This is a genomic window from Arthrobacter sp. D5-1 (assembly GCF_017357425.1).
Taxonomy (GTDB): Bacteria; Actinomycetota; Actinomycetes; order Actinomycetales; family Micrococcaceae; genus Arthrobacter.
The window spans coordinates 4,196,898-4,210,716 of sequence record NZ_CP014571.1 but is presented as its reverse complement, the minus strand read 5'-3'; the positions used below and the strand labels follow the sequence as shown (position 1 = coordinate 4,210,716).

Sequence of the window (13,819 nt, the reverse complement as noted above, 5' to 3'; positions counted from 1 at the left end):
TGAAGGATTTTGGCATCCGATGGAGCCAACCCTTGGAATAGTTCCATCATAGAGATAATCTGTGATGGAATAAAGGCAACAAGCATCCCCACAGAAGAAGGACTCATGAACTCGCGGAAAGTACCTTTCTGGCTGCGCTGGCTGATCCCCGTGGTGCTGGTCATCACGTGGCTCGGCATCGCCGGCATTGGCGGCCCTACCTTCGGGCGGCTGGAAGAAGTTTCCTCCAACGACCAGGCCTCGTTCCTCCCCGCAGGCGCCGAAGCCACGGAAGCGGGCGACTGGCAGGCCAAGTTCCGGGACTCTGAAGAGATCCCCGCCGTGGTCATCGTTGAGAGCGATGCTGCGTTCACCCCGGCCCAACTGGGCGAAGCAGCCCAGCTGAAAGCCGACATTGAGGCACTCAAACTGGGGAGTGCCGTCGTCGGGCCCATTCCTTCGGAAGACGGCAAAGCCGTCCAGTTCATCGTTCCGATGGCGTCCTCTGATGAACTCCGCGAAAAAGTCCAGGAACTGCGCGACGTCGTCCAGCCCGGAGCGCCCGACGGCATGAAGGCCTTTGTTACAGGACCCGCGGGCCTGACCGCCGACCTCGTCAACGCTTTCGGCGGGATCGACGGCATCCTGCTCCTGGTTGCCTTGGGAGCCGTGTTCGTGATCCTGCTGCTGGTGTACCGCTCGGTGGTGCTGCCACTGGCGGTGCTGTTCACCTCGGTCTTTGCGCTGTGTGCGGCTATTTTGCTGGTGTTCGGCATGGCCAAGGCTGGCTGGATCCAGCTCAACGGCCAAAGCCAAGGCATTCTGTCCATTCTGGTGATCGGTGCGGCTACCGACTACGCGCTGTTGTACGTGGCCCGGTTCCGGGAGGCGCTGACCCATACCGCCAACCGCACGCACGCCGTGATCACGGCGTGGAAGGCATCGTTTGAGCCGATCCTCGCTTCCGGGGCCACCGTGATCATCGCGCTGCTCTGCCTGCTGTTCTCCGATCTGAATTCGAACAAGGCGCTGGGCCCGGTGGCCGCCGCCGGCATCCTTTGCTCTTTGTTCGCTGCGCTCACGCTCCTGCCCGCGCTGATGGCATTGCTTGGCCGTGCAGCCTTCTGGCCCTTCCGGCCCAAGTTGCTGCCCGACGACGAACGCGAACCTGAGATAGTCACTGGACTTGAAGGGCAAAAGGGACTGTGGCGCGCCACGGGTCGTCTGGTCTCCAAGCGGCCGCGCGTTGTGTGGGTGGCTTCAGTGCTCCTGCTCCTTGCGGCCTCCACCGGCCTGATGCAGTTGAAGGCCAACGGTGTTCCTCAAACGGACGTCATTCTCTCCGCTTCCGACGCAGTGGACGGACAGGAAGCATTGGCCCGCCACTTCGACGCCGGCAGCGGCAGCCCCGCCGTCGTGGTCGCCTCGGAAGGTTCCGCCCAGCAGGTGCTGGACAAGGTCAAAGCCGCCGACGGCGTGGGCGACGCCTACCTGCTGGCCGACGGAAACGTGCCCATCACCGGCGCTCCCGGTGCTCCTGCTGACCCGGCCGTGCGCGAGGGCAGGGTCCTGATCAATGCGACGCTGAACTCGGCCGCGGACTCCATTGAAGCGGAAGAGGCGGTGAAGTCGCTGCGGGTGGCCGTCAAGGAAGTTGACGCCGACGCGTTGGTAGGTGGAGTCACGGCCACCGCCCTGGACACGAACACCACGGCGCAGCGCGACCTTGTGGTCATCATCCCGATTGTGCTGATCGTCATCCTGTTCATCCTGATGCTCCTGCTGCGATCCGTAGTGGCGCCGGTGTTGCTGGTGCTGTCCGTGGTGCTTTCCTACGGCGCCGCCATGGGTGTCTCGGCGTGGGTGTTCAACGGGGTCTTCGGATTCTCGGGTGCCGATGCCACGGTGCCGTTGTTCGGCTTCGTGTTCCTGGTGGCACTGGGCGTGGACTACAACATCTTCCTGATGAGCCGTGTCCGCGAAGAGTCGTTGAAGCATGGGACCCGCCCGGGAATCCTGCGGGGGCTGGCTGTTACTGGTGGTGTCATCACGTCCGCCGGCGTGGTCTTGGCCGCTACCTTCGCGGCCCTTGGGGTCATCCCCATCATGTTCCTGGTGCAGCTCGCCTTTATCGTGGCGTTCGGTGTGTTGCTGGATACCGTGTTGGTCCGGTCTTTGCTGGTACCTGCCCTCGCGTACGACATCGGCAGCAAGATCTGGTGGCCGAGCAAGCTGGGGCGTTCGGCTTCGGCGGCCCCGGTTGAGCTTCGCGAGGAAGAGGCACCGGTGGGTCGCTAGGTGTTAGCCGTCCACCGGCGAGCGGCGCTCCAGCAGCAGGGTGTCGCGCCATTGTCCGGCGGCGGGTTCGGTGCTCATGCGAGCAATACGGTTCCCGCCGCCCGACGATGGCAAAAAAAGGTGGCCTGATGGTCAACGGCGCCCCGCGGGCACCTTGTTCTGTTTCTGTTTGTCCCGCGACCGGCGTACCTTTTTGCGCTTACGACGCCGTTTCTCCTGGCTGCTGAATGGTGGCCGGGGTGCGCCCCGAAGCGGGCCGCTCCAATAATTCCCTCCCAAGAGGACACCAGCCAGGGCACCGTACGTCCACACGAACGGAAGAGCCATCTGGCTGGTATTACTTCCCAGGAATGCCAGCAAAAAGAACTCCACCGGGATGATCAAAAGGAGTGCGTTCCTGGTAGCGGCCGATGGTGGAAACCGGAACAACGCCCAGCCGCAGATCAAGGCGCCTGCCAAAACGGCGCCGACTGCCGCCGTCGGGCTCTGGAAGATGAAGTGGGCAAGGCCGGCCCCCATCAAGACGGCCGCGCAGGATCCATTAATTAGCGCCTGACGCCGGCCTCCAACGGATTCCTTGCCGGCTTCGATGCTTCCACTGGGTTTCTTCCCCGCCGGACTCCTTCTTCCTGACCACGGGTATCCACTTGCAATTCCCCCGGCGATGACACCCAAGAACCACGATGCGGCGGCAGGAATCCCTAGACCGTCTTCAAACGAAAGCGCTGAATAGGATGCCAAGGGCAATGCACAGAGCATCAGCATGGAAGCGCGCGATGACTGGGGCAGTACCCGAAAGAGGAGAAAGGTGTAAGTCGCCCCTGGGGCGAAGAACAAGGATGCCCCAAGCAAGGTGCTGTGGGCCATCCACACAAAGGTGGCCAAAATGACCGCGATCATTCCGCCGTAGAGGATCCGTGGATCCCACTGTTTTGACTTCTTCTTCACGTCAGCATTTCCCCCGGTATCAAGGGTAGATCAGACGGTGACGGTGTTCCGTTCCCGGTAACCGTCCGCGGCGTAAACACCCAGAACGCGGACCTCGGTAGTGAAGAACTCCAGTTCTTCCAAGGCCCGGCGGAGACGGGCGTCTTCGGGGTGGCCTTCGACGTCGGAGAGGAACATGGTGGCAGCGAACTCGTCGCCCACCATGTAGCTTTCCAGCCGTGTCATGTTGAGGCCATTGGTCGCAAAGCCACCAAGTGCTTTGTACAGGGCCGAGGGAACGTTGCGGACCCGGAAGACGAAACTGGTGATCGCAGGGCCGGGCAGCTCTTCCTTGGTAGGGAGCTCGCGTTCCCGGGCCAGGACAACAAAGCGGGTGGTGTTGGTGGGATCGTCCTCGACGCCGGAAGCCAGGACTTCGAGACCGTACAGGCCAGCGGCGAGAGGCGGAGCCAGGGACAGCTTGCGGGGATCATTCCAGTCCCGGACCTCACGGGCTGATCCTGCAGTATCGCCGGCGATGACGGGCTTCAGGCCCGCTTCCCGGATGATCCTGCGGCACTGCCCCAGAGCGTGGATGTGGCTGTGAACTTCGGTAGCTCCCTCGATGGTGCTGCCCGGAATGCCCAAAAGGTCGAAGCGGATCGGCAGGAAGTACTCGCCAACGATCTGCAGCTTGGACTGCGGGAGCAGGACATGGATATCGGCCACGCGCCCGGCGATGGAGTTCTCAATGGGAATCATGGCCAGATCGACTTCCCCGGTGGACACCAGCTCGAAGGCGTCCTCAAAACTGGCGCAAGGCACGCTCTCGAGTTCAGGGAACATTTCCTTGCACGCGAGATCCGAATTAGCTCCGGGCTCGCCTTGGTACGCAATCTTCTGGGCCATGATGCTCATGGTTACATGCTGAGCGCCCGGCCTCCCAACCGCGTCCACCCTGTGACTGGACAAGTGGGTGCCACCGACCCTAGGTTCGCAACAAGGATTGGGGGCGGCCGATGACGACTGCGACAGCGTTCAGAAGTAGCGCAACAAACACTGTCAACGAACAGCGGGTTGCAAGGTTTGCGGGCACGACGATCGGCCTGTTCACGCTCTTTTGGGCCATCCTGCTGGCAGGACCACCGGGACAGAACGTGCTGGCATCAGAGCCGTGGCAGCTCGCGTCCCATGGGTTGAGCCTTCTGGCCAGCGCGGAGCACTGGGAAAGCAAAAGTAGGTGACAGATAACGTCACTATGAGGGCTCATTGCGACGTTATCTGTCACCTACTTGGGTAAGCGCAGCGGGGGTTAGCCGTTGATGACCTGCGGGACCCCCAGTGCCTTTAGGCCCTCGGCTCCGAACTCCAAGCCGTAGCCGGACTGCTTCGCACCGCCGAACGGGACGCGGGGATCCACGGCTCCGTGCTTGTTGATCCACACGGTGCCGGCCTGGATGCGGGATGCTACTTCGCGCGCGGCACCCAAGTCTGAGGACCAGACCGAGGCGCCGAGTCCGACGTCGAGCGCGTTCGCCTTGGCGACTGCCTCATCAACGGTGTTGTATTTGATGATCGGCAGTGCCGGACCGAACTGTTCCTCGGCGACGAGCGGGTTGTCGTTGTCGATGTCCGCCACGAGAGTGGTCGGGTAGAAGTTGCCCGGCTGGTCGGCGTCGGGGTTGCCGCCGATCAGCACCCGGGCACCGGAATCGCGAGCGGCTTCCACCAAGCGGGACACGATGTCGTATTGCTGCCGGTTCTGCAGTGGGCCCAGAACGTTGTTCTCATCCAGGCCGTTACCCATGGGCATGGCCTGAGCCACGGCGACAAGTTCGGAGCACACGGCCTCGTACTGCGACTCGTGGACGTACAGGCGCTTCAGGGCCGCGCAGGTTTGGCCGGTGTTGATGAACGCACCCCAGAACAGGCCCTCAGCAATCGCCTTGGGGTCGGAGTCCGGAAGGACGATGCCGGCGTCGTTGCCACCGAGTTCCAGCGTGAGCCTCTTGACCGTGTCGGCCGACGATCGAATGATCGCCTTGCCCGTGGCGGTGGAGCCGGTGAACATGACCTTGCCGATCGCGTCGTGCGAGGCCAGCGCTTCACCGACGTCGCGGCCACCGGAGACCACGGACAGCAGGCCCTCGGGCAGCTCCTCGTTGATGATCGAGGCCAGTGCCAGCACGGACAGCGGGGTGTATTCGGACGGTTTGACCACCACGGCGTTGCCCATGCGCAGGGCCGGTGCGATCTGCCAGACGGTGATCATCATGGGCCAGTTCCATGGGCCAATGGCACCCACGACGCCGATGGGCCGGTAATGCAGTTCGGCGCGGGTTTCGCCGTCGTCCACCACTGTTTCAGGGTCGAGCGGGGTAGCGGCGGTGGCGCGGAGCCAGGCGGCGCAGGCGCCGACTTCGAAGCGGGCGTTCGGACCGTTCAGCGGCTTGCCTTGCTCGCGGGAGAGCAGTTGGGCGAGTTCTTCCGCGGAGCGTTCGACGGCGTCGGCTGCTTTCATGAGCGCAGCTGACCTGGCGTCGTGGCCCAGGGCAGCCCAGGCAGGTTGCGCTGCCGTGGCGGCGGTGATGGCTGCTTCAAGATCCTGGACGGTGTGCACGGGGGCTTCGCCAACGGCTTCACCCGTAGCAGGGTCAAGGATGGTGCGGCTGTTCTGGCCGTTGGCCGGGGTGATCGAGGCCAGCAGGGCGTCGTAAGTCTCCATTGGTACTCCGCTCGGGTAGTAAGTCTTGGCGGCCGGTGAGGCGCGCGCCGGTGTTTCCAGTGTGGTCGGCGTCACGCAGTTGGGCCTTGTCTATGCACGAACAGCCTTTGACGGGAAGCGAACGCTTTCCGTGCGTGCCGCCGTGCCCGATAATCGAGCTTGTGACTCTTGCTTCCCTTGCGGCCTTCGCCGGTCTCTGCCTCGTCCTGTCCGTCACTCCCGGTCCGGACACATTCCTCGTGCTGCGGATCGCGCTGAACCGGCCCAGCGCTGGTATCGCTGCGGCTGCCGGGTCTGCCGTTGGTGCGATTGCCTGGGCTGCGTTGGTGGGCGTCGGTCTGGCCGCCATCCTGGAGCAGTCCGCGGAATTGTTCCGTTGGGTCAAGATCGCCGGCGGCCTGTACTTGCTGTATTTGGGCGTCTCATCATTCATCAAATCCCGGAAAGCGGCAAAAGCAGGTGCCGACGGTTCTGCACCGGAGGCGGCCCTCCCGTACAGCAGGCTTTCCGCGCTGGGGGCAGGGGCACTGTCTACGCTGCTCAACCCCAAGGTTGGCTTGTTCTACCTGGCCGTTGTCCCGCAGTTCATCCCGCACGGCGGCGACACCATGGGTACCTCGCTCATTCTGGGCGTCGTCGTTGCAGTGATCGCCTTCGCGTACCTCTCGATGATCGCCGTCGTCGCATTCAAGGCGATGCGGTGGCTCAAACGACCCAAGGTGAGCACCGTCGTCGAACGTGTCAGCAGCGGTGTGATTGCCGGTCTTGGCGTCGGCGTGGTGGCCTCGGGCGCCACCAGCTAGCTGGCAAGCAGCGCGAGGTAGTTATCCAGCTGCCCCGCAAGATCCTGCGAGAAATGTTCAGCGGGGGACAACGCCACAACAATCTGCGCCCCCAGCATCATGTTCAGCAAGTGGTCAGCGACGGCGGCGTCCCCGATGGGGGCTTTGATCTCACCGGCCGCGCGGGCTGCTGCGGTGTGCGCGGTGATGGTGGTGTGCCACTGGCTCATGGACTCGCTGTGGAGCGCAGCCATGTCAGCGTCGTTGAGCGCCTTCTGCCAGAACGGAATCACAATCCGGGCCTCGTTGACGCGTTCCTCATCCAGGGGCAGGACTTCAGCGCAGAACGCGCGAAGCGCAGCGACGCCTGACAGCCCCTCGGTCATGGTGGCGATGCGCTGGTTGGTGCGGTTGAAGACGTGGCCGAAAGCGGATGTCAGCAGCAGGTCCTTGGTGGGGAAGTAGGGCTTGAGGGCGCCGTTGGCGAAGCCTGCTTCCTCGGCAATCTCCCGCATGGTGGCACCTTCCATGCCGAGCCTTGCGATGATCCGCCACGTTGCGTCAACCAGTTCGAGGCGTCGTTGATCGTGGTCCACAATCTTTGGCACTGAGTGGGCTCCCGGAAAAAAATATTTGGCAGAAAGGTCTTGTGACCCATCTTACGTTTTGGTTATTCTCTACACCTATAGAAAATAAATCCTGACCCATCATAGGTCCCGGAACACTAGGCAGCCATGACGCCCACAGCAACTGAGACAGTAAACCAGTACGGCCTGGCAACAGGGGCCGAAATCTCCCAAGTGCAGGGGATTCTCCAAGCCGCCGGCCTCCTTGGTGACGGACACCGGATCGCCTACCTTGGGCTGGTGGACCCTTCCCGCGGTGCCAGTGAGGAGGACCGCCGATTCCGCGTCTTCATCCACGACATCTCGGGCGGAGCTCCCACGGACGTCCTTGTTTCGGTGACCCGCGGCGAGCTGGTGTCCGCCAAGGAACTGGACACCAAGGTTTCCGGCGAACTGCCCGTGCTCGAAGAAGAATTCGAGGTTGTCGAGACGCTCCTCGCTACTGATGAGCGCTGGCTGACCGCGCTGGCAGCCCGGGACCTGGACGTTGAAAAGGTCCGCGTGGCTCCGCTGTCCGCGGGCGTCTTTGAGTACGCCGAAGAGAAAGGCCGCCGCATCCTCCGCGGTCTTGCGTTTGTGCAGGACTTCCCGGAGGACAGCGCCTGGGCCCACCCCGTGGACGGCCTGGTGGCTTACGTGGATGTGGTCAACAAGGAAGTCACCCAGGTCATCGATCTTGGGGTGATGCCCATCCCCGCGGAGCACGGGAATTACACGGATCCCGAACTGACGGGCCCGCTTCGCACCACGCAGAAGCCCATCAGCATCACCCAGCCTGAGGGTCCGAGCTTCACGGTCACGGATGGGAATCACGTGGAGTGGGAGAAGTGGAGCGTGGACGTCGGCTTCGATGTCCGGGAAGGAGTTGTCCTCCACAACCTGTCGTTCAAGGATGGCGACAAGAAGCGCCCCATCATCAACCGTGCCTCGATCGCTGAGATGGTGGTTCCCTACGGCGATCCCTCTCCCATCCGGTCCTGGCAGAACTACTTCGACACCGGCGAGTACCTGGTGGGCCAGTACGCCAACTCCCTGGAACTCGGTTGCGATTGCCTGGGTGACATCACCTACTTGAGCCCGGTCATCAGCGACGCTTTCGGCAACCCCCGGGAAATCCGCAACGCCATCTGCATGCACGAGGAAGACTGGGGCATCCTCTCCAAGCACTCCGACCTCTGGTCCGGCATCAACTACACCCGCCGCAACCGCCGCTTGGTGATCTCCTTCTTCACCACCATCGGCAACTACGATTACGGCTTCTACTGGTACCTCTACCTGGACGGCACCATCGAATTCGAAGCCAAGGCCACCGGCGTCGTGTTTACCAGCGCCTTCCCGGAGGGCGGTTCGGACAACATCTCCCAGCTCGCTCCCGGCCTAGGTGCCCCTTTCCACCAGCACCTCTTCAGCGCCCGCTTGGACATGGCCATTGATGGCTTCACCAACCGTGTGGAGGAAGAAGATGTGGTCCGCCAAGCCATGGGCGAAGGGAATGAGCGCGGCAATGCGTTCTCCCGCAAACGCACCGTCCTCACCAAAGAGTCCGAGGCCGTCCGCGAAGCAGACGCACGCGCGGGCCGCACCTGGATCATTTCCAACCCGGAATCGAAGAACCGCCTCGGCGAACCCGTCGGCTACAAACTCCACGCCGAGAACCAGCCCACGCTGCTGGCCGACCCCGGTTCCTCCATAGCGAAGCGCGCGGCCTTCGCCACCAAGGACGTATGGGTCACCCGCTACGCCGACGAGGAACGCTACCCCACGGGCGACTTCGTGAACCAACACTCCGGCGGTGCCGGTTTGCCGGCCTACGTTGCCCAGGATCGCGACATCGACGGCCAGGACATCGTCCTCTGGCACACGTTCGGCCTTACGCACTTCCCCCGCGTGGAGGACTGGCCGATCATGCCCGTGGACACCGTCGGCTTCAAACTGCGCCCCGAAGGGTTCTTCGACCGCAGCCCGGTGTTGGACGTACCGGCCAGTGCCTCGGGTTCGAGCTGCCACGCCGAGGCCGCCGCTTCCGCCGAAGAACACGGCAAGCCCGCCGGGCACTGTCACTAAAGCGCATCTGGACACCCATAATGGCAATCGTCGCGGGACAGGTCCGGGCATCCGGGCCTGTCCTGCACCCCCGGATGTGCGCGGCCCTCACGGCTGTCTCTTGCCTGGTGCACCTGTGGCTCGCCGTCTCGGGACACCACGACGCCTGGTTGGGCATCCTCATGATCGGGTTGGCGGCGGTCTGCGTCCCGTGCACGGTCCACATTTGGCGGCACAGCCGGGTTGGTGCCCTGCATCAAGTGACCATGTCCGCTGTGGCCATGGTGGGACTTCACGCTGTCCTGCTCTTCGGAGCAGGCGGTGCCGGCCACGCCCACGGCGGCAGGCCGTCGTCGAACGTTGGTGATACGTCCGGCACAGTTGTTTCCTCCGGCTCTGCCGGGTTGTTGCTGGTCATCGGACTGGAAATCACGACGGCGTTACTCGCCGCCACGCTGGTAGCACGCCTGCGGCGCCGGGCAGCTGTGGCGTCCTGACCCTGTTTGCCGGAGTGGCCGCGGGAACTCAACCAGAGCAGGTTGAGAACACTCAACACGGAATCCAAAGAAGGTCAGGAAGCAACGCCTGAGCTACCCGTCCAGCGAGACCCGTGTCAGCTTGTCCGGGTTGGACACCTGACGCAGCTCACGGATTCTGCCATCCGGGGCGGTGTCGATCACCAGGATGTCGGAGCGGCCATGATGCCTGAGCGCCAAGGCCGCATCGCTGTTGACCTCGATGACCCAAGCACGTACCGGCTGCGCAGGATCGAAAACCACCGCCTTGCCGAGGATGCCCGCAAAAAACCGTGCAATCCTGGCCGCCCCGAACAGCGGGTTCATGGCGCTCTTGACCTTGCCGCCGCCGTCGGCCCAGAGGACGGCGTCCCGATCCAGCATGGCGACAACCGTGTCGATTTCACCCTGCTCGATGGCACGAACCAGCTTCTCCAAGGCCGCGCGATCCTTGGCCCGGGGAGCGGGGGCTTCAGGATCGATCTCCAGGCGACGTTCGGCCCGTGAAATCATCTGGCGGATGGCGGCAGGGGATTTTTCCAGGATGTCCGCAATTTCCGGGGCGGACATTGCGAAGGCCCGGTGCAACACGAGCGCCGCCCTGGCCTCAGGCGCCAATTGTTCGGCCAGATGCAGCAGGGTCAAGGACAGGAGTTCGCGGTTGGCTATGGTTTCTTCCGGAAGTTTGGACACATCCACTGGTTCGGGCAGCCAAGGCCCGGTGTACTCCTCGCGCACTGCGGCGAGTTGCCGTACCCGATCAACAGAGCGCCGAACACACACCGTTGTCAGCCACGCCGGCCAGGAATCCACGCTGGCCGCTTCGGATTTGCGTTCCCGCTGCACGGCGTCGATCGCCACCTCGGAAACCACGTCCTCCGCATGCCCGAAGTCGCCCAGCATTCGGTAAGCGATTCCGAGGAGGCGATTCCGTTCACTCTGCCACGCCGACGTGGCTGACACCGCAAGAGTCATGCTGCCAACGCTACCTTTCAGACGATCGGGTTCTTCTCATCTACCGGCGGCTCCATCTGCGTGCTGACGGCAATCCTGTTCCACACATTGATGGTGGAGATGGCGAGAATCAGGCCGCCCATCTGGCTGTCGTCGAAGTGGGTGGCAGCAGCGTTCCAAATCTCGTCCGTGACTGTCTCCGGGCCCAGCTGGGTTACGGCATCCGTCAGGGCAAGTACGGCCTGTTCGCGGGCGTCGAAGAACACTTTCGAATGCTGCCACGCCGCCACGGCATGCAGCTTCCTCTCCGGAATTCCGCGCTTCCGGCCGTCCGTGGCGTGCATGTCCACACAGAAGCCGCAGCCGTTGAGTATGGAGGCGCGGAGCTTGATCAGTTCATACAGATCTGGATCGACTGACTTGCGGGCATAGCCTTCCAGCCCGATGACGGCGGCGTAGCCGAGTTTGTTGCTGCGGCCGATATTGATGCGGGTCATGCTGACGTCCCTTCAGAGATGGTGCCTTACATCAGGGATGTCGGATGCTGGACCGAAAGTGTGACAGCTGCGGCACATTGTTAGAGTCGATCGATGCGCGCCGTAGTTTTTGATGAGGTCCGGACCCAGCCCGACGTCAGGGAAGTAGCCAAGCCCCAGGCTCCCGTTGGAGGCGTGGTGGTGAAAGTGCTGGCGACAGGCATGTGCCGCAGCGACTGGCACGCTTGGGCCGGCCACGATGACATCGCAATGCCCCACGTGCCGGGTCACGAGCTCGCCGGTGTCATCGACGCGGTCGGGGAAGGCGTCCAGCATTGGAAGGTGGGCGACCGCGTCACCGTGCCCTTCGTCTGCGGATGTGGCACGTGCGAATGGTGCTTGGCCGGCGATGCCCAGGTTTGCCCGGACCAGCAGCAGCCCGGTTTCACCCATTGGGGTTCCTTCGCCGAATTTGTGGCCCTGCACGCCGCCGACAGCAACCTGGTTGCCATTCCTGACAGCATTGAATATACGACGGCGGCAAGCCTCGGTTGCCGCTTCGCCACGGCATACCGAGCGTTGGCAGCCCGTGCGCAGGTGAAAGCCGGTGAATGGGTCACTGTGGTTGGCGCGGGCGGTGTGGGGTTGAGCGCTGTGATGATCGCCAAGGCCATGGGCGCACGAGTGATTGCCGTGGACCGGAACCCCGAGGCTCTGACCGTCGCTGCACGCTTGGGCGCCGAACATACTGTCCTCGCTGATGGTACGGATATTCCGGCCGCAATCAATGCCCTTTCCGGCGGAGGCAGCCACGTGGCGGTGGACGCCGTCGGAAGTGAACAGACCTGCGCCGACGCGATCCTCAGCCTCCGCAGACGAGGCCGGCATGTGCAGATCGGCTTGTTGCCGTCCATCGACGGCAACCCGCAAGTGCCCATGGCCCGTGTGATCGGTTGGGAACTGGACCTCTTGGGCAGCCACGGCATGGCTGCGGTGGATTATCCGGGCATGATGTCGCTCATTGAACAGGGTGCCCTCCAGCCGCAGATGCTCATCGAACGCACCATTGGCTTGGAAGAAGCTGCTGCACTGCTGCCGGGCTTCGACAAGGCCAACCCTGCCGGCATGACCATGGTGGACCCTGCCCGGTAAGGGGCGCGGGCGCCCAAGGAAGTAGCAGCAGAGCGCGTTTTGAGCGATCAGAACGCGCTTAATTGCGACTTATTTGGGAGCGTTCGCAGGGCGGTTCCGGTAGGCGGCGAGGAAATGGTCGATCCGGCGCACTGCTTCCTCGATGTCCTCCACGGCGGGCAGGATCACGAAGCGGAAATGGTCCGGCGTGGGCCAGTTGAAGGCGGTGCCGTGTGAGACCAGGATCTTCTGCTCCTGCAGGAGTTGGAGGACAAACTTCTCGTCGCTCTCAATGGGGTAGATCTCCGGATCCAGCTTCGGGAAAAGGTACATGGCGCCGGCTGCCGGAACGCAGCTGACGCCCGGGATCGCGGTGAGGAGTTTCCATGCCAGATCCCGCTGATCGCGGAGCCGGCCGCCGGGACGAATGAGCGCTTCGATGCTTTGGTATCCACCCAGGCAGGTTTGGATGGCGTGCTGGGCTGGGACATTGGCGCACAATCGCAGCGAGGCCAGCAGCTCCAAGGATTCCCGATAGGCCGCGGTGGCCGTCAACGGGCCGGTGACGGCAACCCAACCTGCCCGGTATCCGGGCATGCGGTACGCCTTGGACAACCCGCTGAACGTCAGGACGCAGACGTCGTCAGCAACAGCCGCCGTATGAATATGCGGTGCGTCCACGTACCGGATCTTCTCGTAGATCTCATCCGAGAACAGGACGAGGTCATGCTTCCTGGCAAGCGCGGCGAACTGCTCCAGAATGTGGCGCGGATAGACGGCGCCGGTGGGGTTGTTCGGGTTGATGATGACGATGCCCTTGGTGCGGGGGGTGATCTTGGCTTCGACGTCGGACATGTCCGGCCACCAGTTCTCATCCTCATCGCACAGGTAGTGCACGGGGTTGCCGCCGGTGAGCGTCACGGCCGCGGTCCACAAAGGGTAGTCCGGGGCAGGGATAAGGATCTCGTCGCCGTTCTCCATGAAGGCCTGCAGGGTCATGGAGATGAGCTCGCTGACGCCGTTGCCAATGAAAACATCCTCGACGCCGATGGTCATCAGTCCGCGGGTCTGGTAGTACTGCGAGATGGCGGTTCGGGCGGAAAAAATGCCTTTGGAGTCGCTGTACCCCTGGGCTCCGCGGAGGTGGTGGATCATGTCCACCACAACGGACTCCGGCGCCTCCAACCCAAACGGCGCCGTGTCCCCAAGGTTCATCTTGAGGATACGATGCCCCTCGGCCTCCATGGCCTTGGCCGCTTGGAGGATGGGTCCACGGAGTTCGTAGCGGACATTCTGGAGTTTGCTGGAGTGCTGCATCGGACGCATGGTTGATCTTTTCATGGCACCGGCCCGGCCGGGCAAA

General features: G+C 63.1%; 12 protein-coding genes. 6 read left to right on the top strand and 6 right to left on the bottom strand.

The window, feature by feature from the left end; genetic code table 11:
• The first annotated feature begins 105 nt into the window (after window positions 1–105).
• Window positions 106–2,277: an MMPL family transporter gene (locus tag AYX22_RS19415; RefSeq protein WP_207595139.1), complete on the top strand. Its 2,172-nt coding sequence runs from the start codon at window positions 106–108 to the stop codon at window positions 2,275–2,277.
• A 376-nt stretch (window positions 2,278–2,653) separates the two neighbouring features.
• A complete protein-coding gene (locus AYX22_RS19410; RefSeq protein WP_207595138.1) occupies window positions 2,654–2,833 on the top strand; it encodes a hypothetical protein in 180 nt (59 codons plus the stop codon).
• Between the two features lie 422 nt (window positions 2,834–3,255).
• On the opposite strand, the gene AYX22_RS19405 is transcribed toward AYX22_RS19410, so the two are convergent.
• Window positions 3,256–4,113 carry a prephenate dehydratase gene (locus AYX22_RS19405; protein ID WP_207597658.1) on the bottom strand — a complete coding sequence of 286 codons (858 nt, stop codon included), beginning with the start codon at window positions 4,111–4,113 and terminating at the stop codon, window positions 3,256–3,258.
• A 403-nt stretch (window positions 4,114–4,516) separates the two neighbouring features.
• Window positions 4,517–5,929, bottom strand: coding sequence for an aldehyde dehydrogenase family protein (locus AYX22_RS19400; protein WP_207597657.1), 1,413 nt, complete (start codon window positions 5,927–5,929; stop codon window positions 4,517–4,519).
• Window positions 5,930–6,090: 161 nt separating this feature from the next.
• On the opposite strand from AYX22_RS19400, the gene AYX22_RS19395 reads away from it, so the two are divergent.
• Window positions 6,091–6,732, top strand: a complete 642-nt coding sequence (locus tag AYX22_RS19395; protein WP_207595136.1) for a LysE family translocator — start codon at window positions 6,091–6,093, stop codon at window positions 6,730–6,732.
• Here the strand turns inward: AYX22_RS19395 and AYX22_RS19390 are convergent.
• Window positions 6,729–7,319 carry a TetR family transcriptional regulator C-terminal domain-containing protein gene (locus AYX22_RS19390; protein WP_207595134.1) on the bottom strand — a complete coding sequence of 197 codons (591 nt, stop codon included), beginning with the start codon at window positions 7,317–7,319 and terminating at the stop codon, window positions 6,729–6,731. The genes AYX22_RS19395 and AYX22_RS19390 overlap by 4 nt on opposite strands.
• A gap of 126 nt (window positions 7,320–7,445) precedes the next feature.
• Between AYX22_RS19390 and AYX22_RS19385 the strand changes: the two genes are divergently transcribed.
• Together AYX22_RS19385 and AYX22_RS19380 are read left to right on the top strand one after the other, a co-directional pair.
• Complete coding sequence (locus tag AYX22_RS19385; protein WP_207595132.1) at window positions 7,446–9,401, top strand: primary-amine oxidase; 1,956 nt, start codon at window positions 7,446–7,448, stop codon at window positions 9,399–9,401.
• 20 nt (window positions 9,402–9,421) lie between these two features.
• Window positions 9,422–9,877, top strand: a complete 456-nt coding sequence (locus tag AYX22_RS19380) for a hypothetical protein (protein WP_207595130.1) — start codon at window positions 9,422–9,424, stop codon at window positions 9,875–9,877.
• Between the two features lie 93 nt (window positions 9,878–9,970).
• Here AYX22_RS19380 and AYX22_RS19375 read toward each other — a convergent pair whose 3' ends face one another.
• On the bottom strand, window positions 9,971–10,870 hold the full coding sequence (locus AYX22_RS19375) for a sigma-70 family RNA polymerase sigma factor (protein ID WP_207595128.1): 900 nt from the start codon (window positions 10,868–10,870) through the stop codon (window positions 9,971–9,973).
• 17 nt (window positions 10,871–10,887) lie between these two features.
• Window positions 10,888–11,346: a carboxymuconolactone decarboxylase family protein gene (locus AYX22_RS19370; protein ID WP_207595126.1), complete on the bottom strand. Its 459-nt coding sequence runs from the start codon at window positions 11,344–11,346 to the stop codon at window positions 10,888–10,890.
• Window positions 11,347–11,439: 93 nt separating this feature from the next.
• Here AYX22_RS19370 and AYX22_RS19365 point away from each other — a divergent pair, with 93 nt between their 5' ends.
• Window positions 11,440–12,477 (top strand): zinc-dependent alcohol dehydrogenase family protein, encoded by a 1,038-nt coding sequence (locus AYX22_RS19365; RefSeq protein ID WP_207595124.1) that lies wholly within the window; start codon window positions 11,440–11,442, stop codon window positions 12,475–12,477.
• 69 nt (window positions 12,478–12,546) lie between these two features.
• Here the strand turns inward: AYX22_RS19365 and AYX22_RS19360 are convergent, their stop codons facing one another.
• Window positions 12,547–13,782 (bottom strand): pyridoxal phosphate-dependent aminotransferase, encoded by a 1,236-nt coding sequence (locus AYX22_RS19360; protein WP_207595122.1) that lies wholly within the window; start codon window positions 13,780–13,782, stop codon window positions 12,547–12,549.
• Window positions 13,783–13,819 lie beyond the last annotated feature (37 nt).

What these genes read in the sequence shown, in the direction of transcription:
- AYX22_RS19415 (WP_207595139.1), top strand. Translation starts at nt 106, where the DNA reads ATGAACTCGCGGAAAGTACCTTTCTGGCTGCGCTGGCTGATCCCCGTG.
- AYX22_RS19410 (WP_207595138.1), top strand. Translation starts at nt 2,654, where the DNA reads ATGATCAAAAGGAGTGCGTTCCTGGTAGCGGCCGATGGTGGAAACCGG.
- AYX22_RS19405 (WP_207597658.1), bottom strand. Translation starts at nt 4,113, where the DNA reads ATGGCCCAGAAGATTGCGTACCAAGGCGAGCCCGGAGCTAATTCGGAT.
- AYX22_RS19400 (WP_207597657.1), bottom strand. Translation starts at nt 5,929, where the DNA reads ATGGAGACTTACGACGCCCTGCTGGCCTCGATCACCCCGGCCAACGGC.
- AYX22_RS19385 (WP_207595132.1), top strand. Translation starts at nt 7,446, where the DNA reads ATGACGCCCACAGCAACTGAGACAGTAAACCAGTACGGCCTGGCAACA.
- AYX22_RS19380 (WP_207595130.1), top strand. Translation starts at nt 9,422, where the DNA reads ATGGCAATCGTCGCGGGACAGGTCCGGGCATCCGGGCCTGTCCTGCAC.
- AYX22_RS19375 (WP_207595128.1), bottom strand. Translation starts at nt 10,870, where the DNA reads ATGACTCTTGCGGTGTCAGCCACGTCGGCGTGGCAGAGTGAACGGAAT.
- AYX22_RS19370 (WP_207595126.1), bottom strand. Translation starts at nt 11,346, where the DNA reads ATGACCCGCATCAATATCGGCCGCAGCAACAAACTCGGCTACGCCGCC.
- AYX22_RS19365 (WP_207595124.1), top strand. Translation starts at nt 11,440, where the DNA reads ATGCGCGCCGTAGTTTTTGATGAGGTCCGGACCCAGCCCGACGTCAGG.
- AYX22_RS19360 (WP_207595122.1), bottom strand. Translation starts at nt 13,782, where the DNA reads ATGCGTCCGATGCAGCACTCCAGCAAACTCCAGAATGTCCGCTACGAA.